Raw genomic sequence first — 19,746 nt, 5'->3', positions numbered from 1 at the left:
TGCGATGCTCACGCCCCTGTCCGCTCATCGGCCGGTCCTCGCCGTCGGCAGGGCCGCCAGGACCTCGGCGACGACGTCCTCGGGCGGACGGCCGCCGGTCGGCACGGTCAGCGTCGCGACCTCGCCGTAGAGCGGCGCGCGCGTCTCGAGCATGTGGCGCAGCATCTGCCGCGGGTTGATGCCCAGGATCGGGCGATCCCGGGACAGGCCCACGCGCTTGGCCGCCGAGGCCAGGTCGACGTCCAGCCACACCACCACGCCGCCGGCGCGGCCGTACCCCACCAGCAGCTCGCGCGTCGCGGCACTGGTCACCGCCCCGCCACCCAGGGCGAGGACACCGTCGTGCCCGGCCATCGCGTCCGCGACCGCCTGCTCCTCCAGCGCCCGGAAGTGCGGCTCCCCCTCGGCGACGAACAGGTCGGCGACGGAGACGCCGGTGGCGGTCTCGACGTCGCGGTCGGTGTCGCGGAAGCCGGCACCCAGGGCGTCGGCCAGCGCGATCCCGACCGTCGTCTTCCCCGACGCCGGCGGACCGACCAGCACGAGCAGGGGCGTGCTCATCGGACCGGCAGGGCGTCGAGGTAGGCCTGCGCGTTCCGGCGGGTCTCGGGCACCGAGTCGCCACCGAACTTCTCCAGGACCGCGTCGGCGAGCACGAGGGCCACCATGGCCTCCATGACGACGCTGCCGCGGGGCACCGCGCAGGCGTCGCTGCGCTGGTTGATCGCCACAGCGGGCTCCAGCGTCCCCGTGTCGACCGTCGCCAGGGCCCGCGGGACGGTCGAGATCGGCTTCATCGCCGCCCGGACGCGGAGCACCTCGCCGTTGGTCATGCCGCCCTCGATGCCGCCGGCCCGGTCGGTGCGCCGCCGCACCCGGCCCTCGGCGTAGTCGATCTCGTCGTGGGCCACCGAGCCCCGGCGGCGCGAGGTCTCCAGCCCGTCGCCCACCTCGACCGCCTTGACCGACTGGACGCCCATGAGCGCACCGGCCAGCCGCGAGTCCAGCCGGCGGTCCCAGTGCACGTGGCTGCCCAGGCCCGGGGGCAGGCCGTGCACGACCACCTCGATCACCCCGCCGAGGGTGTCGCCGTTCTTCCGGACGTCGTCGATCTCGGCGATCATCGCCGCACTGGTCGCCGGGTCGGCGCAGCGGACCGGGTCCTCGTCGATGCGCGCGTTGTCCTGCGGGCCGGGGAGCACGCCCTCGGGCACGACGACCGGCCCGATCGCGACGACGTGGCTGACCACCTCGACGTCGAGCACCTGGCGCAGGAAGGCCTGGGCGATGGCGCCGAGCGCCACCCGGGCCGCCGTCTCCCGCGCGCTGGCCCGCTCGAGCACCGGGCGGGCGTCGTCGAAGCCGTACTTCTGCATGCCGGCGAGGTCGGCGTGGCCGGGGCGCGGCCGGGTGAGGGGCGCGTTGCGCGCCTGCCCGGCCAGCACCTCGGGGTCGACCGGGTCGGCCGACATCACCGTGGACCACTTCGGCCACTCCGTGTTGCCCACCTGGACGGCGATCGGCCCGCCCTGGGTGCGCCCGTGCCGGACGCCGCCGGTGAGGGTGACCTCGTCCTGCTCGAAGGACATCCGGGCGCCGCGGCCGTGCCCGAGCCGCCGGCGGGCGAGCTGCAGGTCGATGTCGGAGGACTGCACCCGCACACCGGCGGGCAGCCCCTCCAGGATCGCGGTGAGCTGCTGACCGTGCGATTCCCCTGCGGTCAACCAGCGCAACATGAGCGCGATTCTGCCAGCAGCGGGGAGGGTCCCTCGCGGCGCCGTCCGCTCAGGTCAGCGAGACGGCGCCGAGGGCGAGGACCAGCACCGCCCCGGTCAGCAGCGGCGGGCCGAAGGGGATCGCGCTCCGCCACCCCACCCGCCGGGTCGCCAGCAGGACCAGGGAGACCAGCGCACCGGTCAGCAGCCCCAGGAACACCCCGGTCAGGAGCACTCCCCAGCCGAACCAGCCCAGCACCAGGCCGAGCAGGCCCAGCAGCTTGACGTCACCGAACCCGAACCCGTCGGGCGAGACCATCGCGGCACCCACCCCGACGGCGAAGGAGACGACCGCGACCAGCAGGCTCCGCAGCAGCGCCGGCCAGGTGCCGAGCACCAGCGCGTCGACCAGGAACGCGGCGGCGCACACCGCCACCGCGGGGTAGGTGACCCGGTCGGGCAGCCGGTGGCTGAGCAGGTCGACCGCGCCCAGCACGACGGCGGCCCCGGCCGCCCAGGCCAGTGCCGCCGTCCCGGGGCGCAGGCCGAGGAGGGCGACGCTGCCGGCGAGCAGGCCGGCGAGCACCGCCGTCATGACCGCCACGCGGGCCGCCGTCGGCCTGGCGGCGGCGTCCCCGCTCGCCAGCCGGACGGCCACCCGGGCCAGCAGTGGCCCGGCGATCAGGGCGACGAGCAGCGCGGCGCCGACGAGCACGGCCGTCAGCGGGTGGCGAGCGCCGCGTCGAGGGCGGTGCGCATGGCCTCGATCGGGGCCGGGAGCCCGGTCATCAGCTCCACCTGGGCCGTCGCCTGCCAGAACAGCACGTCCAGCCCGCCGGCGACCGTGCCACCGAGGGCCGCCACGTGCGCGGCGAGCACCGAGGGCCAGGGCGCGTACAGCACGTCCAGCAGCGTGTGGTCCGCGCGCCAGGGCAGACCGAGCAACGCCGGCTGGCCGTCGACGGGCACGGTGCTGATCACCAGGGGGGCGTCGAGGGTCGCCCGGGAGATCGGGGTGATGGTGGCCGGCACGTCGAGCGCGGCGAGGACCCGCACCACCTCGCGGGCCCTCGTCGGCTCGCGGACGACGACGTCGACGTGCTCGGCCCCCAGGGAGGCCAGGGCCACCGCGGCCGCGGCCGCGGTCCCTCCGGCGCCGACGACCACCGCCGCGCCGACCTGGTCGACCCCGGCGAGCTGGAGCGCCATGCCGATGCCGGTGACGTCGGTGTTCTCCGCCCGCCAGCCCTCGGGGACGCGCACCAGGGTGTTGGCCGCGTGCAGCAGGCGCGGCAGCGGCTCCACCACGTCGGCGACGTCCACGGCCGCCTGCTTGCACGGCATGGTCACCGAGAAGCCGCGCCACTCCTCGCCCAGCCCGGCCAGGAGCACCGGCAGGTCCTCGGCCCCGATGTCCAGGGCGTCGTAGGTCCAGTCGGAGAGCCCCAGCGCCGCGTACGCCGCCCGGTGCAGCACCGGGGACAGCGAGTGGGCCACCGGCCGGCCGAGCACGCCGGCCCGCCGGGGCCCACCCGGAGACGTCGTCCCGTCAGCCACCGCAGCCGAGACCGGCGTCGGCGCACCGCTGCCGCGCGGCCTGGAACTCCGCGTAGTCGCTGGTGAAGAAGTGCGACCCTTCCTCGCTCTCCAGCACGTAGTACAGGAGGTTGCCCGTGCTAGGTGCCAGCGCCGCCTCCAGGCTGGCCTCGCCGGGCGAGCTGATCGGGGTGGGCGGCAGGCCCACCCGGGTCCGGGTGTTGTACGGACCGTCGGTCTGCAGGTCCGTCACCGTCAGGTCGTTGCCGCTCTTGTCCAGGGCGTAGGCGAGGGTCGCGTCGATCCCCAGTGGGATGCCCTGGTCGAGGCGGTTGTAGATGACCTGCCCCACGTCGGCGCGCTCCTCGTCCAGCCTGGTCTCCGACTGGATCATCGAGGCCACGGTGACGACCTCCAGCGGGGTCCGGCCCATGGCCGCCGCCCGCTGCTCGAGCTGGATCCGCCCGGCGACCTCGTTGAACTGCGCCACCATGCCGCGCAGCACGTCGACCGGGGCGTCGTCGGGCTCGACGTCGTAGGTGGCCGGGAAGAGGAAGCCCTCCAGCTGGCCGTTGGCGTAGGCGGGCAGGCCCAGGGCGGCGGGATCGGCGGCGGCGGCCCGGAACTCCTCCACCGGGCGGCCGGTCTCCTCGGCTATGCGGGCCAGGGTCCGCTCGACAGTGAGCCCCTCGGGGATCGTGACGCGGGACAGCATCCGCGACGCCGGGTCGAGCAGCCGGTCCAGGGCCGCCTGGCCGCTCATCTGCAGGCGCATCGTGTAGACGCCGGGCTGGATGCCGACCGCGGCGGCGTTGTCCTCTGCCGCCTCGACGAACGGGGCGACGGAGGCCACCACGTCGGCCTCGGTGAGGGTCCGGCCGATGTCGCTGAGGGTGTCGCCGCCCTGCACCCGGATCGAGACCTCCCCGGTGCCCTGGCCGGTGTAGTCCTTGGCGGTCGGGTCGACGAGCTCGATCAGCTTCTGGCCGCCCAGGACGATGCCGACCACGATGCCGGCGAGCACGAGCAGCGACGCGAGGACCGCGATCGGGTTGCGGCGACGGCGGGCGCGGCCGGTGCGCGGGTCGTAGGGCTTGACCGGGATGTCCTCGCCGAACGCCGGGTCGTGCACGAGGGCGTCGTCCCCGGCTCCGGCCGGGTCGGACCCGGCGGGCGGGCCGTCGCCGGCCCCCTCCTGGGACCTCCTGCCGCGCCGCCCCCGGCGCCGGGGGGCGTCCTCCTCGACGTGGGCACCGATGACCTCCAGGCCACCGGTCTGGTCGTCCCAGTCGGAGCCCTCGCCGGTCTGCGGAGCGTGCGAGACCGTCATGTCGTCGTCGGCATCCTCGGGGTCCGACGAGCGGGAGGCACCCACGGGTCCGGAAGTCTGCCCGCCGTGCCCGGGCGTGTCGAGAGGCCCGCCCGGGAGCAGCGGTGTCGCGACGGTCTCGTCGTCGTCGGTCTCCGGGCGGGGGCGCAACCGGTCCCAGACGCCCGGGGGCCGGGGCGGGAGCGGCGCGGACGGGTGCGTGGGCGGGAGGTCGTCGCGCCCGGCCGCCCGGCCGTCGCCGGAGCGAGCGTTCAGCGGGTGGTCGGGGTGGTCGCTGGACCGGTAGGACCACCAGTCGGGCTCGGCCAGCGGGCCGGTCACGTCGTCGTGCCGGGCGAGGATGCCGGGGCCCGGGCGGGCGGCGGTGCCGGCCCGCCCGATCGGCTCGAACCCTCCGGTGACGTACGGGGGCACCTCGTAGCGGGCCGGTTCGTACCGCGGGGCCGGGAAGCCGAAGCCGTCCGTCCGGGGCAGAGGGCCCTCCGGCGAGGAGTGCCGGCCCCCGAACCCGGTCACGAGGCCACCTCGCCGGCGCTCGTCGGCCTCGCGACCGGCGGTGCCATGCCTTCTCGTGACCTCGCGAACTCGGTCACGCGCGCGGCCGCCGGCTGTCGAGGAACTGCTGCAGGATGACCACGGCAGCGGCCTGGTCGATCACCGCGCGCTGCTTGCGGCTGTCGATGCCGCCCTCACGCAGGTGGCTGGCTGCGGTCACGGTGGAGAGCCTTTCGTCGATCAGGATCACCGGCACGTCCGGGATGCGGTCGGCCAGTTCCTGTGCGTAATCGGCAGCATCGGCGGCCGACGTGCCCGCAGCACCCGACAGGTGCACCGGCTCCCCCACGACCACCTCTGTCACCTCGTGTTCCACGACCAGGGCGGCGAGGCGGTCCAGATCGGCCTTGTCCTTGGCCCGCCGCAGCGTGTCCAGCGGGCTGGCGAGCGTGCCGGTGGGATCGGACAGGGCGAGGCCCACCCGCACGGTGCCGACGTCGACGCCGAGCACCCGGCCCGCCGCGCGCTGCGCCGGCGGGCGCGGCGGCACCTTGAGGTGCTCCGGCCAGCCGCCGCTGAGGTCGATCTCGCTGGTCTCGTTGGAGACCGGCGGGAAACCGCGGCTGAGGTCGAGCTCGGTCGTCGGGTGGTACTGCGGCTGCGACGGCGTCGCGCGGGGCCGTGCCGGCGGGACGGCCGGCAGCTCGCGCCGCCGCCCGCCGACCGGGCCGGTGTCCTCGGGGTTGTACTCGGAGTCGGACACGTTGGTCACCTTCCCGTGGCGGTCACGACCGCCTGCTCGCCGGCCTGCAGTGCCGCGGGGATCCCCGCGGGATCGGTGCCGCCCCCCTGGGCGACGTCGGCCTTGCCTCCGCCCCGGCCACCGACCGGGGCAGCGGCGGCACGGAGGACGTCGTTGGCCGACAGCCCGCGTTCCAGGGCCGCCGGGTTCAGCGCAGCCACCAGTGCCACCTTGCCACCGGACTCCGACGCCAGCAGCACCACCGCAGGCCGGTCGGCGAGTCGCCCGCGGACGTCGAGAGCGAGCGTCCGGAGGTCGCCGCCGCCCAGCCCGGCGGGCGAGCCGGTGACGACCGCGACGCCGTCCACGTCGGTGGCCGCGGCGGCGAGCTGGCCGGCCGCGGCGACCGACTGCTGCGCCCGGAGCTCGGCGAGCTCCTTGTCCACGTCCCGCAGCCGCGCCAGCATCCCGCCGACCCGATCGACGAGGCCGTCCTGCGGCGACTTCAGCAGCTCGGCCAGCTGCCGGACCAGGTCGCGCTCCCGCGCGAGGTAGCGGTACCCCTCGAGGCCGACCACGGCCTCCACCCGGCGGGCACCGGATCCGACCGACGACTCCCCGGTCAGCGCCAGCGTGCCGATCTGCGCGCTGCCGCGCACGTGCGTGCCGCCGCAGAGCTCGCGCGACCAGGGGCCGCCGATCTCGACGACCCGCACCTGCTCGCCGTAGGTCTCGCCGAACAGCGCCAGCGCCCCGAAGGCCCGTGCCTCGGGCAGCGTCATGTAGGACGCGGTCACCCGGTGGTCGGCGCGGACGGCGGCGTTCGCGACGTCCTCGATGTCGGTGCGCTGCTGCTGGCTCAGGGCGCCCTGCCAGGCGAAGTCCAGCCGCAGGTATCCGGGCCGGTTGTAGGAGCCGGACTGCAGCGCCTGGGGCCCGAGCACCTGGCGCAGGGCCGCGTGCACGACGTGCGTGCCCGAGTGCGCCTGGCAGGCCGACAGCCGCCACTCGTAGTCCACCTCGGCGGTCAGCTCGGCGCCCTCGCGCAGCTCCCCCTCCAGCACCCGCACCTGGTGGGTCACCAGACCCTTGACCGGCCGCTGGACGTCGATGACCTCGGCCCGCCCGCCGTCCCAGGCGAGGACGCCGGCGTCGGCGACCTGGCCGCCGGACTCGGCGTAGAACGGCGTCCGGTCCAGCACGACCCGGACGATCTCGCCGGCCGTCGCGACCTGCGGGCCCTCGTCCTCGGCCACGACGGCGAGCACCCGCGAGTCGGTGCGCAGGGTGTCGTATGCCTGCCAGTCGGTCGGGCCGTGCTCGGCGAGCAGCCGCCGGTAGGCGAGGACGTCGACCGATCCGGTGCGCTTGGCCCGGGCGTCGGCGCGGGCCCGGTCGCGCTGCTCCTTCATGAGCGCGCGGAACCCCTGCTCGTCGACGGTGACGCCCTGTTCGGCGGCCATCTCCAGGGTGACGTCGATGGGGAAGCCGTACGTGTCGTGCAGGGAGAACGCTTGCTCGCCGCTCAGCGTGGGTGCGCCGGCCTGCTTGGCGGTCGCCACCGCGGTGTCGAACAGCGCCGTCCCCGAGGTGAGGGTGCGGCGGAAGGCCTCCTCCTCCGCGTAGGCGACGGCGGAGATGCGGGCGAAGTCGGTCTCCAGCTCCGGGTAGCTGGCCTTCATCGCGTCCTTCGACACCGGCAGCAGCTCGGGCAGGGTCGCGTCGTCGACCCCCAGCAGCTTCATCGACCGGACGGCGCGGCGGAGCAGCCGGCGCAGGATGTAGCCGCGGCCCTCGTTGCCCGGGGTGACGCCGTCCCCGATCAGCATCAGCCCGCTGCGCACGTGGTCGGCCACGACGCGCAGGCGCACGTCGGCGTCCCGGTCCTTGCCGTAGGTGACCCCGGCCAGCTCGGCCCCGCGGCGGAGCACCGGGGCCACCTCGTCGATCTCGTACATGTTGTCGACGCCCTGGAGCAGGAACGCGACCCGCTCCAGACCCATGCCGGTGTCGATGTTCTTGTTCGGCAGCTCGCCGACGACCGTGAACTCCTCCTTGCTCCGGACGTCGGTCAGCTCGTACTGCATGAAGACGAGGTTCCAGATCTCCAGGAACCGGTCGCCGGCGAGGTCGACCAGCGGGCCGCCCTCGGGGCCGAACTCCGGGCCGCGGTCGTAGTAGATCTCCGAGCAGGGGCCGCCGGGCCCCGGCGCCCCGGTGTGCCAGTAGTTGTCCTTCTTGCCCAGCCGCTGGATGCGCTCGACCGGCAGGCCCGCGATCCGGTGCCACGCCTCGGCGGCCTCGTCGTCGTCCAGGTAGACGGTGACCCAGATCCGGTCGGGGTCGAAGCCGAGCCCGCCGTCGTCGACCGGTCCGGTGATCAGGTCCCAGGCGTGCTGGATCGCCCCTTCCTTGAAGTAGTCGCCGAAGGAGAAGTTGCCGTTCATCTGGAAGAACGTGCCGTGCCGGGTGGTCTTGCCCACCTCCTCGATGTCGAGGGTGCGGACGCACTTCTGGACGCTGGCCGCGCGCGGGTAGGGCGCCGGCTCCCGTCCGGTCAGGTACGGGATGAACGGCACCATGCCGGCGACGGTGAACAGCAGCGACGGGTCCGGCGACACCAGGGACGCGCTGGGGACGACGGTGTGCCCGCGCGCGGCGAAGTGCTCGAGGAAGCGGCGGCGGATCTCGGCGGTCTGCATCAGGTCCTACTCAGTTCTGCGGTTCGGGCAGCCGGCCCGGGGAGCGGTCAGCTGGCTGCGGCCCGGTCAGGCGCTGTGGGCCCCGCCGCGGCGGGTGGGCAGCTGCACCTCGTCGCCGGTGGGCAGGGGTGCGTCGAGGCCGGTGCCGGCACGCAGCTCCTGCTCCCGTTCGGCCATCGCGTCCCGGATGTCGGCACCGAAGTCACCGATCGCCTCGGCGAGGTCGCGCAGGCCCTCGGCGATCGAGCCGCCGATGCCCGCCGGTGTCATCTTCTCCGCGGCGCGGCCCAGCTTGCGCACGACGAGCGCGCCGATGGTGATGCCCATGGCGAGCCAGAACAGCCGGCGCATCAGGCGGCCCGCCGTGCGGCGCGGCGCTCACGGCGCGCGGCCTTGTCCCGGGCGGCGGCGTCGGCGATCGCCTGGCCCTCCCGCTTCTTCCTGGCCGCGCTGCGGACGCCGTAGCTGAAGGCCGCGACCTTGATCAGCGGGCTGCCGAGGGTGGCGGCGACGACGCTGGTCAGCGCGGCCACGTTGCTGGACACGTTCGCCGCGTTGCCGGTGATGTCGTCGACCCGCTCGAGGTTGCTGTTGACGTGGGTGACCGTCGTGCTGGCCTGGCTCAGGATCGGGGCGCTCTGCTCCCGCACCTGGCGGATGGTCAGCGTGGTCTCGTCGAGCGTGCGCCCGAGCTTGAGCAGCGGCACGGCCACCAGCACCACCAGCAGTACGAAGGCGCCGGCTGCGACCAGCCCGGCGATCTCTCCTACGGACACGCGCGCTCCCTGTTCTCGGCATCTGATCGGGCCCGGCTCACCCCACGAGGCTTCGCACCCGGCGTGGTCACAGTAGTCGCGCGCCCGCGGCTCCCCGGACCTGTATCGGCAGCGGGGTCAGCGCCTGCGACGGATGATCGCCCGCAACTTGGCCAGCCGCTCCCCCAGCCGGGCCTCCGCTCCGCGTGCGGTCGGCCGGTAGTAGTCCTTCCCGACCAGCGCGTCGGGCGGGTACTGCTGCGGCACGACGCCGTCGGGGTGGGCGTGCGGGTAGACGTAGGTCTGGGCGTGGCCGAGCTTCTTCGCGCCCGCGTAGTGCCCGTCGCGCAAGCCCGGCGGCACCGGTCCGGCCAGGCCCGCCCGCACGTCGGCCACCGACTCCCCCATGGCCACGGTCACGGCGTTGGACTTGGGGGCCGTCGCCAGGTGGACCACCGCGTGGGCCAGCGGGAAGTGCCCCTCGGGCATCCCGATGAAGGCCACCGCGTCGGCGGCGGCGACGGCGGTCAGCAGAGCCGTCGGGTCGGCCATGCCGATGTCCTCGCTGGCCGAGATGACCAGCCGGCGGGCGATGAACCGCGGGTCCTCCCCCGCCTCCACCATCCGGGCCAGGTAGTGCAGGGCTGCGTCCACGTCGCTGCCGCGGATGCTCTTGATCAGGGCACTGGCGACGTCGTAGTGCTGGTCGCCCTGCCGGTCGTAGCGGACGGCGGCCTGCGCGACCGCCGTCTCCAGCGTGGCGAGGTCCAGGACGTCGCTACCGGCCGCCGTGGCCGCCCCCGCGCCGGACTCCAGCGCGGTCAGCGCTTTGCGCGCGTCACCCCCGGCCACCCGGACCAGGTGCAGCTCCGCCTCCTCGGTGAGGGTGACGGCGCCGTCGAGGCCGCGCTCGCTGGTCAGCGCACGGTGCAGGACGGCGCGGATGTCGTCGTCCGACAGCGGCTGCAGGGCGAGGACGAGGCTGCGCGACAGCAGCGGGCTGACGACGGAGAAGAACGGGTTCTCGGTGGTCGCCGCGATGAGGCTGACGATCCGGTCCTCGACGGCGCTCAGCAGCGAGTCCTGCTGGGTCTTGGAGAAGCGGTGCACCTCGTCGATGAACAGGACCGTGCGACGCCCGGCGTAGGTGAGCTCGCGCTTGGCGGCGGTGATGACCGCGCGGACCTCCTTGACCCCGGAGTCCAGCGCGGACAGCTGGACGAACTGCCGCTTGGTGGCCAGCGAGATGACGTGCGCCAGCGTGGTCTTCCCGGTGCCGGGTGGCCCGTAGAGCACCAGCGACATCGGCTCGTCGGACTCGACCAGCCGGCGCAGCGGCGCCCGCTCCCCCAGCAGGTGCTGCTGGCCCACGACCTCGTCGAGCGCCCGGGGTCGCATCCGCACCGCCAGCGGCGCCCCCGCATCGACGGCCGCGGCGGCAGCCGTCTCGGCGGGATCGTCGAACAGGGAGCTCACGGTTGCGACGCTACCCGCGGGGCACGACACCCCCATGCAGCAGCGAAGCATCGGGAACGACACCGTTGGCCGGCTCGACGTCGGGGCCATCGGCCTGGGCGCCATGCCCCTGTCCACCAAGCAGGACCGCCCGAGCCCCACCGACGCGGAGGCCACCGTCCACGCAGCCCTGGACGCCGGCGTCACCCTCATCGACACCGCGGACGCCTATGCCCGGGACGAGAGCGAGTTCGGGCACAACGAGGAGCTGGTGGCGCTCGCGCTGCGCAGCTACGGCGACACCTCCTCGGTGCTGGTGGCGACGAAGGGTGGCCACACCCGGCGGGGCACCGACTGGGAGCTGGACGGGTCGCCGGCCTACCTGCGGCGGGCCTGCGAGGCGTCGCTGCGGCGGCTGCACGTCGACGCGATCGGCCTCTACCAGTTCCACCGGCCCGACCCGGCGACGCCGTGGGAGGACTCGATGGGCGCCCTGCGGTCGCTGCACGACGACGGCCTGGTGCGGATGGTGGGCATCTCCAACGCCGACATCGCCCAGATCGACGCCGCCCGGGCGATCCTCGGGCCGGCGCTGGTCAGCGTGCAGAACCAGTTCTCCCCCGGCTGGCGCTCCTCGGCCGGCGAGCTCGCGCACTGCGCGGCGCACGGGCTGGCCTGGCTGCCCTGGAGCCCGTTCGGCGGGGTGTCGGCGGCCGGCTCGCTCGACGCCGCGGCACCGGCGTTCGCCGAGGTGGCCGGCGAGCTCGGCGTCTCGGTGTACCAGGTGACGCTGGCCTGGCACCTCGCCCAGTCCGACGTCGTCCTGCCCATCCCCGGCGCCTCCCGCCCGGAGTCCATCCGGGACTCGGCCGCCGCCACCCACCTCACGTTGTCCGACGACCAGCTCGCCTGCCTGAACGCGGGTTGATCATCGGCGAATGGTTGCCGCCGTCGGCGTGTCGGGCAGCCACGTGCCGATGATCGCGCAGCACGGCAGATCCACAGGAGAGTTCGCTGTCCACAGATGACGCCGGGCACACGGGTGGCGTCGCCCGACGCCCGATCGTCGCCGGATGTCTCTGCCTCCGACGTACTCCGCCGCCTCCGCGCGCGCGGCCGGGTTCACCCGCGGTCAGCTCCGCGGGCCCCGGTTCGTGCGGCTCGCCCACGACCTGGTGGTCCAGCTCGACGACGCGATCGACGAACACGACCGGTTGATGCTGCTGAGCACCGTGCTGCCCGACGACGCCGCCTTCAGCCACGCCACCGCCGCTGCACTGCTCGGTGCACCGATCGACCCACCGCGCCGACCGCACGTCGCCCTCACGCCGCGCCGGGTGCTGCCGCAGCGTGCGGAGCTCGTGGTCCACACCCGCCGGCTGGCGGAGGTGGACGTCGTGGACCTCGGCGGGCTACGCGTCACGGCAGGACCCCAGACGTTCCTCGACCTGGCGTCGTCGCTGTGCCCGGCGGACCTCGTGGCGGTCGGCGATGCGCTGCTACGGAGGGAGCGTGTGACGGCCGCTTCCCTCGCCGAGCGCCTGGCCCGGGGTGCTCGCGTCCGCGGTGTCGTCCGCGCACGGGCGTGCGCTCCGCTGCTCTCTCCCCTGGCCATGTCAGCGCCGGAGAGCCGCATGCGCTACTGGCTGGTGACCAGCGATCTGCCCGACCCCCGGCCACAGGTGCCGGTCCACGACCGCTGGGGCGCCGAGGTGGTCCATGCCGACCTCGGCTACGAGGAGTGGAAGATCGCGCTCGAGTACGAGGGCCGGCAGCACGCGGACGCCGACCAGTTCGGGCGGGACGTCGACCGGTACTCGCTCATGGCCGCCGACGGCTGGCTGACGCTGCGCTTCGCGGCTCGTCACGTCCGGGGCCCGGCGGTGGTCCTCGACCGCACTCGGCGCGCACTGCTCAGCCGAGGCTGGCGTCCCTGATGCACGGTGATCATCGGCGGATGGCTGCGCGACACGCCGATTGTCGCAGCCACCCGCCGATGATCAACGGGAAGTACCGCGCTCAGCGGCCCAGGAGCTCCTTCAGCGCGGCCAGCACCAGCGCGACCTTGTCGGGTGCGGCGTTGGGACCCATGAGGCCGATCCGCCAGACCGTCGCCGCGTAGGGGCCCACGCCCCCGCCGATCTCGACGTCGAAGCGCTCGAGCAGCTCCTTGCGCACGGCGGCCGAGTCGACGCCGTCGGGGACCTTCACCGTGGTCAGCTCGGGCAGCCGGAACCCCTCGGCGGCGAAGAGCTCCAGCCCCAGCTGCGCCAGCCCCTCGTGCAGCAGCCGGCCGGCCTCGGCGTGGCGGGCGTGGACGGCGTCCAGGCCCTCCTCGAGGATCCGGCCCAGCGCGGCGTGCAGGGACACGACCATGCCGGTGGGCGCGGTGTGGTGGTAGGTCCGCCCCGCGCCCGCCGCCTCGCCCGCGTACCCGCCGAGCAGGCCCAGGTCGAGGTACCAGCTCTGCGGCTTCTCGATCCGCCGCTCCCAGGCGCGGTCGTTGATGGTGAACGGCGCCAGCCCGGGGGCCACGCCGAGGCACTTCTGCGAGCCGGAGTACGCCAGGTCGACCCCCCAGTCGTCCAGCTGCACGGGGATGCCGCCCAGCGAGGTCACGCAGTCGGCCAGGAGGAGCGCGTCGCCCTTGCCGGCCGCCAGCGGCTCGAGGTCCGACCGCACCCCGGTCGAGGTCTCGGCGTGGACGGCGGCGATGAGCTTCGGCGCGGGATGGGCGGCCAGCACGCGCTCGGCGTCGACCGGCTGCCCCCACTCGTGCTCCACGGCGACCACCTCGGCGCCGCAGCGCGAGGCGACGTCCACCATGCGCTGGCCGAACAGCCCGTTGACCGCGACGACGACGACGTCCCCGGGGCCGACGGTGTTGACGAAGGCGGCCTCCATGCCGGCCGATCCCGTGGCCGACAGCGGGAGGGTGCGCCGGTTCGCCGTCCCGAAGACCTGGCGCAGGCGCTCGGAGGTCTCGTCGAGGACGCCGAGGAACACCGGGTCGAGGTGTCCGAGGAGGGGCTGCCCGAGGGCGATGGTCGCCTCCGGGTACGGGTTGGACGGTCCGGGTCCGAGCAGGGTGCGGGCACGCAGCGGCATGCGATGCAAACTACCGGCGCGGCCACCGACCAGCCCGGCGGCCTCGGCCGGACCGTGCCCCGGACGTCAGTTGATCATCGGCGGGTGGCTGCCCGACACGCCGACCGGCACGGCCATCCGCCGATGATCAACTCCGGATGAGCCTCAGTTCGTCGGGTCGCTCGGTCCCGGCGCACCCGGCTGGCCGGGCAGCGCCGGCTCCTCGGGCTTCGCGTCGATACCCGCCTCCGCGCGCTGCGCGTCGGTGATCGGGGTGGGCGCCCCGGTGAGCGGGTCGAACCCGGCCCCGGTCTTGGGGAAGGCGATCACCTCGCGGATGGACTCCACCCCGGCCAGCAGCGCCGTGAGCCGGTCCCAGCCGAGCGCGGCACCGGCGTGCGGCGGCGGCCCGAAGGCGAACGCCTCGAGGAAGAACCCGAACCGCTCGCGGGCCTCCTCGCGCGACATGCCCAGGGTCTCGAACACCCGCTCCTGCAGGTCGGCGTCGTGGATACGCACCGATCCGCTGGCCAGCTCGTTGCCGTTGACCACGAGGTCGTAGGCGTCCGACAGCGCGTTGCCCTTGTCCTCGGCGAACCGCTCCCGCCACTCCGGCGTGGGCGAGGTGAAGGGGTGGTGCATGAACGTCCAGGAGCCGTCCTCGGTCTCCTCGAACATCGGGAAGTCGACGACGAACAGGAACGACCACGATCCCGGCGCGATCAGCTCCAGCCGGCGGGCGATCTCGTTGCGCGCGGCACCCAGCAGCTCCTGGGAGGTGCGGCGCTGGCCTGCGGCGAAGAACACGCAGTCCCCCGGCTTCGCGCCGACGGCCTCGACCAGCCCGGCCCGCTCGGCGTCGGAGATGTTCTTGGCGACCGGCCCGCCGAGCTCGCCGTCCTCGGCGATCGTGACGTAGGCCAGGCCACGGGCACCCCGGGACTTGGCCCAGTCCTGCCAGGCGTCGAACGCGCGCCGCGGCTGGGAGCCGCCGCCGGGCATGACGACCGCACCGACGTAGGGCGCCTGGAACACGCGGAACGGGGTGCCGGCGAAGAAGGAGGTCAGCTCGGTGAGCTCCAGGCCGAAGCGCAGGTCGGGCTTGTCCGACCCGAACCGGTCCATGGCCTCGCGGTAGGTCATCCGCAGGATCTCGCCGACCTCGTGCCCGGCCAGCTCCCGCCACAGCGCCGACACGACGTCCTCGACGACGGCCAGGACGTCGTCGCGGTCGACGAAGCTCATCTCGAAGTCCAGCTGGGTGAACTCCGGCTGGCGGTCGGCGCGGAAGTCCTCGTCCCGGAAGCAGCGCGCGATCTGGTAGTAGCGCTCCAGCCCACCGATCATCAGCAGCTGCTTGAACAGCTGCGGCGACTGCGGAAGGGCGTACCACTTGCCCGGCTGCAGCCGGACGGGGACGACGAAGTCGCGCGCCCCCTCGGGCGTGGACCGGGTCAGGTTCGGCGTCTCCACCTCGGTGAACCCGTGCCGCGCCATCGCCGCCCGGGCCACCCGGTTGATCTCCGAGCGCAGCCGCAGCACCGACGCCGGCCCCTGACGGCGCAGGTCCAGGTAGCGGAACCGGTAGCGGACGTCGTCGGAGGCCGCCTGGTCGGTCTCGATGGGGAACGGCAGCGGCGCCGACGCGGAGAGCACCTCCAGCTTCGAGGTGGCGACCTCGATCTCGCCGGTCGGGAGCTCCGGGTTCTCGTTGCCCTCCGGCCGGCGGCGCACCTCACCGGTCACGAGCACGCAGTACTCGTTGCGCAGGTGGTGGGCCTCCTCCTCGCGGACGACGACCTGCACGTACCCGGAGGCGTCGCGCAGGTCGAGGAAGACCACCCCGCCGTGGTCGCGGCGGCGGGCCACCCAGCCGGCCAGGGTGACGGTGGTGCCGGCGTCGGACGCGCGCAGCGTTCCGGCGTCGTGGGTGCGGAGCAAGGCAGTGCCTTTCGAAGGGGAGGGCGGGGTCACCAGCGGTCGTGCACGTGGGCGCGGATGCGCTCGTCGTACACCCGCTCGAGGTCGGCGAGCTGGGAGTCGGACAGGTTCGCCATCGAGGCCGCGGCGACGTTGCCGCGCACCTGGGTGACGTTGCGGGCGCCGGGGATGACGGTGGTCACGCCGGGCTGGTCGATCACCCAGCGCAGCGCGAAGGCGGCGGTGGGCACGCTGTCACCGGCGATCTCGGCCACCTCCCGCGCGGCGGCGACGCCCACCTCGAACGGCACCCCGGCGAAGGTCTCGCCGACGTCGAAGGCCTCGCCGTTGCGGTTGAAGTTCCGGTGGTCGTCGGCGGCGAACGTCGTCGACTCGTCGTACTTGCCGGTGAGCAGGCCGCTGGCCAGCGGCACGCGGGCGAGGATGCCCACGCCGGCCTTCGCCGCGGCGGGGAGCAGCTCCTCCAGCGGCTTGCGCCGGAACACGTTGAGGATGACCTGGATCGTCTGCACACCCGGGTGCTCCAGCGCCGTCAGGCCTTCGGCCACGGTCTCCACCGAGACCCCGTAGGCGGCGATCGCCCCGTCCTCGACGAACGAGTCGAGGGCGTCGTAGACCCGCTGGTCGGAGTACACCGCGGTCGGCGGGCAGTGCAGCTGGACGAGGTCGAGGGTGTCGACGCCGAGGTTGCGGCGAGACCGGTCGATCCAGGCCCGCAGGTTCTCCGGCGTGTACTGCGCCGCCTCGAACGGGTGGGCGCGGCGCCCGGCCTTGGTGGCCACGAACGGCCGGTCGTCGCGGGTGACCAGCGCCCGGCGGATGCGCTCCTCGGAGCGCCCGTCGCCGTAGACGTCGGCGGTGTCGAGCAGGGTCACCCCCGCGTCGAGCGCCGCGTCGAGGACCTCGGCGGCCGCGTCGTCGTCGACGTCCCCCCAGTCACCGCCGAGCTGCCACGTCCCCAGCCCGATCACGCTGACGTCTGCCCCGGTCCGCCCCAGCGGCCGCTGTTCCATCGAAGAAGTCACCCCTCCACGCTTTCACGAAGCCGCTCGAACAGCTCACCGACCGGGACCGCGTGCTGCTCGCCGGAGCGCAGGTCCTTGAGCTGCCCCACGCCCTCGGCCAGGTCGCGGTCGCCGACGACGACGACGTGCGAGGCGCCCGAGCGGTCGGCCGCCTTCATCGCGCCCTTGAGGCCGCGGTCGCCGTACACGGTGTCGGCGGAGATGCCCGCAGACCGCAGCTGCCCGACCAGCCGGACGGCGAGCCGCTTGGCCTCGGCACCGAGCGGGACGACGAACGCCTGCACGCCCGCCGTCGCCCCGATGTCGAGGCCCTCCGCCTGGACGGCCAGCAGCGTTCGGTCGACGCCGACGGCGTAGCCGATGCCCGAGACGTCCGGACCGCCGAGCGCGGCCGACAGCCCGTCGTAGCGGCCACCGCCGCCGATCGCCGACTGGGCGCCGAGGCCGGAGTGCACGAACTCGAAGGTGGTCTTCGTGTAGTAGTCCAGGCCGCGGACCAGCCGGGGGGCCTCCGTCCAGGCGACCCCGAGGTCGGTGAGGTGCTGCCGGACGGCGTCGTAGTGCGCCCTGGTGGTGTCGGAGAGGTGGTCGACCATCAGCGGCGCCTCGTCGAGCTGGGCCTGCACCTCGGGCCGCTTGTCGTCGAGCACCCGCAGCGGGTTGATCGCCGCCCGCCGCCGGGTGTCGTCGTCCAGGTCGAGCTTCTCGAGGAACGCCACGAGCAGCTCGCGGTACTGCGGGCGGCAGGTGGCGTCGCCGAGCGAGGTGAGCAGCAGCTCGAAGTCGGTCAGCCCGAGGTCGCGGAAGCCCTGGACCCCGAGCGCCACCACCTCGGCGTCCAGCGCCGGGTCGTCGACGCCGAGCGCCTCCATGTCGACCTGGGTGAAGTGCCGGTACCGGCCGGCCTGGGGGCGCTCGTACCGGAAGGCGGACCCGACCGTCCACAGCTTCACCGGCAGGGCCCCGTCGTGCAGCCGGTGCTCGATGAAGGCACGCATCAGGCCCGCGGTGAGCTCGGGGCGGAGCGTGAGGGAGCGGCCACCGCGGTCGTCGAAGGTGTACATCTCCTTCGTCACCACGTCGGTGGACTCGCCCACGCCGCGGGAGAAGACGGCGGTCTCCTCGAACACCGGCGTCTCGACGTAGCCGTAGCCGGCCCGCCGCAGCGGTGCGGTCAGCGTGTCCCGGACGGCCAGGAACCGGGCGGAGTCCGGCGGCAGCGTGTCGAACGTGCCCTTGGGCGCGCGCAGGTCCATCAGAGCCCCCGGCCCTTCGGCGCGGACGCGGCCTCGGCCAGGTAGGGGTTGGTGGCCCGCTCCCGCCCCACCGTCGTCGCGGGACCGTGCCCCGGGAGCACCACCGTCTCGTCGTCCAGCGGCAGGACGACGTCGCGCAGCGAGGTGAGCATCGCGTCCCACGACCCGCCGGGCAGGTCCACCCGGCCGACGGAGCCGGCGAACAGCACGTCGCCGGTCAGCAGGCCGGGCGCCTCACCGAGGTCGAGGGAGAACATCACCGAGCCCTGCGTGTGGCCCGGCGCGTGCCGCACCGTGAGGTCGACGCCGGCCAGGGACAGCACCGCGCCGTCGTCGAGCGTGCGCACCTCGGAGGGGTCGGGCAGCCGGACGCCGGTGATCAGCGGGGCGAGCTGCGGGCCGTGCCACCGCGCCGGGTCGGACAGCATGCCGTTGTCGGCCGGGTGCAGGTAGGCGGGGATGTCGTAGCCCTCGCACACCGGCAGCACCGAGAACGTGTGGTCCAGGTGCCCGTGGGTGAGGACGACCGCGACCGGCTTGAGCCCGTCGTCGGCGAGCATCCGGGCCAGGGGCTCGACGGCGTCCATGCCCGGGTCGACGACCACGCACTCCTGCCCCGGCCCGGAGGCCACGGCATAGCAGTTGGTGCCGAACGCGCCGGCGGGGAAGGAGCGGATGAGCACCCGTGCAGGTTACGCGGCTGGGCATCACCCCCCGGGCGCCGCCAGGGAACCGGCAGCTCCGCCACCTAGACTCGCCGCCGAGCCGCGGGCGCAGCGTCCCCGCCGACCGCGCCCGCCCCGTTTCTCGTCCGCCCGAGGAGTACCGCACCGTGCCCACGAACAAGCAGCGGCGCCAGGCCGCCCAGCGACACCTGCAGCGCCAGCTGGAGCGCCGCGCCGAGCAGGCCAAGAAGCGGCGCCGGAACGTGGGCATCGTCGCCGGGGCGGTCGCCGCCGCCGTGGTCGTGCTGCTGGCCCTGCTGATCGGCGGCGTGTTCACCGGTGACGACACCGATCCCACCGCCGACCCCGGGCCCGCGGGCACGCCGACCAGCGCCGCCGCGCCGTCGACCAACGCCGACGGCACGGTCAGCTGCACCTACGCCCCGGACGAGTCCGGCAACCCCAACCTGGTCGACGTCGGCACCCCGCCCTCGCCCGAGGCCACCCCGGCGCAGGGCACCGTGCCGGTGCAGATGGTCACCGACCAGGGGACGCTGGGCCTCACCCTCGACCGCGCGCTGGCCCCCTGCGCCGCGGCCAGCTTCACGTACCTGACCGAGCAGGGCTTCTACGACGACACCCCGTGCCACCGGCTGGTCGTGCAGCCGAGCTTCGGCGTCCTGCAGTGCGGCGACCCGACCGGCACCGGCTCGGGCGGCCCGACCTACAAGTACGCCGAGGAGGTCACCGAGGGCACGACCTACCCGCGCGGCACCATCGCGATGGCCAAGACGAGCGCGCCGAACACCACCGGCAGCCAGTTCTTCCTGACCTTCGTCGACACCCAGCTGCCCCCGGAGTACACGGTCGTCGGCACCGTCGACGAGGCCGGGCTGGCCGTGCTCGACCAGGTCGCCGCCGGCGGCATCGAGGGCGGCCAGGCCGAGGGCGACGGCGCCCCGGCGATCCCGGTCACCATCCAGGACATGGCCGTCGTCGGCTGAGAACCCTCGACGCCGATGATCATCGGCGCGTGGCTGCC

18 protein-coding genes are annotated in these 19,746 nt (G+C 74.2%); 3 read left to right on the top strand and 15 right to left on the bottom strand.

Features of this window, described 5'->3' with window-relative positions:
* Nucleotides 1-24: 24 nt before the first annotated feature.
* From BM142_RS14695 to BM142_RS14650, 10 genes are all read right to left on the bottom strand, one after another.
* Nucleotides 25-561 (bottom strand): shikimate kinase, encoded by a 537-nt coding sequence (locus BM142_RS14695; RefSeq protein WP_092200217.1) that lies wholly within the window; start codon nucleotides 559-561, stop codon nucleotides 25-27.
* Complete coding sequence (gene aroC / locus BM142_RS14690) at nucleotides 558-1,724, bottom strand: chorismate synthase (protein WP_254790965.1); 1,167 nt, start codon at nucleotides 1,722-1,724, stop codon at nucleotides 558-560. Before aroC ends, BM142_RS14695 begins: the two co-directional genes overlap by 4 nt.
* Before the next feature lie 61 nt (nucleotides 1,725-1,785).
* Nucleotides 1,786-2,430, bottom strand: a complete 645-nt coding sequence (locus BM142_RS14685; protein ID WP_254790963.1) for a prepilin peptidase — start codon at nucleotides 2,428-2,430, stop codon at nucleotides 1,786-1,788.
* Nucleotides 2,431-2,435: 5 nt separating this feature from the next.
* Complete coding sequence (locus tag BM142_RS14680) at nucleotides 2,436-3,272, bottom strand: shikimate dehydrogenase (protein WP_092200211.1); 837 nt, start codon at nucleotides 3,270-3,272, stop codon at nucleotides 2,436-2,438.
* Nucleotides 3,265-5,097: an endolytic transglycosylase MltG gene (gene mltG / locus BM142_RS14675; protein ID WP_092200209.1), complete on the bottom strand. Its 1,833-nt coding sequence runs from the start codon at nucleotides 5,095-5,097 to the stop codon at nucleotides 3,265-3,267. The genes BM142_RS14680 and mltG overlap by 8 nt, the downstream gene beginning before the upstream one ends.
* A 73-nt stretch (nucleotides 5,098-5,170) precedes the next feature.
* The gene (ruvX, locus tag BM142_RS14670) at nucleotides 5,171-5,839 is read right to left on the bottom strand and encodes a Holliday junction resolvase RuvX (protein ID WP_092200466.1); all 669 of its coding nucleotides are present in this window, start codon (nucleotides 5,837-5,839) and stop codon (nucleotides 5,171-5,173) included.
* Between the two features lie 5 nt (nucleotides 5,840-5,844).
* The gene (gene alaS, locus BM142_RS14665; protein ID WP_092200206.1) at nucleotides 5,845-8,520 is read right to left on the bottom strand and encodes an alanine--tRNA ligase; all 2,676 of its coding nucleotides are present in this window, start codon (nucleotides 8,518-8,520) and stop codon (nucleotides 5,845-5,847) included.
* Nucleotides 8,521-8,586: 66 nt separating this feature from the next.
* Nucleotides 8,587-8,871, bottom strand: coding sequence for a hypothetical protein (locus tag BM142_RS14660; protein WP_092200203.1), 285 nt, complete (start codon nucleotides 8,869-8,871; stop codon nucleotides 8,587-8,589).
* Nucleotides 8,871-9,296, bottom strand: a complete 426-nt coding sequence (locus tag BM142_RS14655; RefSeq protein WP_092200200.1) for a DUF948 domain-containing protein — start codon at nucleotides 9,294-9,296, stop codon at nucleotides 8,871-8,873. Before BM142_RS14655 ends, BM142_RS14660 begins: the two co-directional genes overlap by 1 nt.
* 117 nt (nucleotides 9,297-9,413) lie before the next feature.
* Nucleotides 9,414-10,751: a replication-associated recombination protein A gene (locus tag BM142_RS14650; protein ID WP_092200196.1), complete on the bottom strand. Its 1,338-nt coding sequence runs from the start codon at nucleotides 10,749-10,751 to the stop codon at nucleotides 9,414-9,416.
* A gap of 34 nt (nucleotides 10,752-10,785) precedes the next feature.
* Here BM142_RS14650 and BM142_RS14645 point away from each other — a divergent pair, with 34 nt between their 5' ends.
* Together BM142_RS14645 and BM142_RS14640 are read left to right on the top strand one after the other, a co-directional pair.
* On the top strand, nucleotides 10,786-11,658 hold the full coding sequence (locus BM142_RS14645) for an aldo/keto reductase (protein ID WP_092200193.1): 873 nt from the start codon (nucleotides 10,786-10,788) through the stop codon (nucleotides 11,656-11,658).
* A 145-nt stretch (nucleotides 11,659-11,803) separates the two neighbouring features.
* On the top strand, nucleotides 11,804-12,667 hold the full coding sequence (locus BM142_RS14640) for an endonuclease domain-containing protein (protein WP_254790961.1): 864 nt from the start codon (nucleotides 11,804-11,806) through the stop codon (nucleotides 12,665-12,667).
* 82 nt (nucleotides 12,668-12,749) lie between these two features.
* Here BM142_RS14640 and BM142_RS14635 read toward each other — a convergent pair whose 3' ends face one another.
* The 5 genes from BM142_RS14635 to BM142_RS14615 form a co-directional block, all read right to left on the bottom strand.
* Nucleotides 12,750-13,838, bottom strand: a complete 1,089-nt coding sequence (locus BM142_RS14635) for a pyridoxal-phosphate-dependent aminotransferase family protein (RefSeq protein ID WP_092200190.1) — start codon at nucleotides 13,836-13,838, stop codon at nucleotides 12,750-12,752.
* Nucleotides 13,839-13,982: 144 nt separating this feature from the next.
* A complete protein-coding gene (gene aspS / locus BM142_RS14630; RefSeq protein ID WP_092200187.1) occupies nucleotides 13,983-15,758 on the bottom strand; it encodes an aspartate--tRNA ligase in 1,776 nt (591 codons plus the stop codon).
* 29 nt (nucleotides 15,759-15,787) lie between these two features.
* Nucleotides 15,788-16,783 carry an aldo/keto reductase gene (locus tag BM142_RS14625; RefSeq protein ID WP_254790959.1) on the bottom strand — a complete coding sequence of 332 codons (996 nt, stop codon included), beginning with the start codon at nucleotides 16,781-16,783 and terminating at the stop codon, nucleotides 15,788-15,790.
* Nucleotides 16,780-18,039 (bottom strand): histidine--tRNA ligase, encoded by a 1,260-nt coding sequence (hisS, locus tag BM142_RS14620; protein ID WP_092200181.1) that lies wholly within the window; start codon nucleotides 18,037-18,039, stop codon nucleotides 16,780-16,782. Before hisS ends, BM142_RS14625 begins: the two co-directional genes overlap by 4 nt.
* Nucleotides 18,039-18,722 (bottom strand): MBL fold metallo-hydrolase, encoded by a 684-nt coding sequence (locus BM142_RS14615; RefSeq protein WP_092200178.1) that lies wholly within the window; start codon nucleotides 18,720-18,722, stop codon nucleotides 18,039-18,041. Before BM142_RS14615 ends, hisS begins: the two co-directional genes overlap by 1 nt.
* A 149-nt stretch (nucleotides 18,723-18,871) precedes the next feature.
* Between BM142_RS14615 and BM142_RS14610 the strand changes: the two genes are divergently transcribed.
* Nucleotides 18,872-19,708 (top strand): peptidylprolyl isomerase, encoded by an 837-nt coding sequence (locus BM142_RS14610; protein WP_092200175.1) that lies wholly within the window; start codon nucleotides 18,872-18,874, stop codon nucleotides 19,706-19,708.
* Nucleotides 19,709-19,746 lie beyond the last annotated feature (38 nt).

It is taken from the genome of Blastococcus tunisiensis (genome assembly GCF_900112815.1).
GTDB classification, from domain to species: Bacteria; Actinomycetota; Actinomycetes; order Mycobacteriales; family Geodermatophilaceae; genus Blastococcus_B; species Blastococcus_B tunisiensis.
The sequence above is the reverse complement of the archived record's forward strand: the minus strand, read 5'-3'. Positions and strand labels throughout refer to the sequence as shown.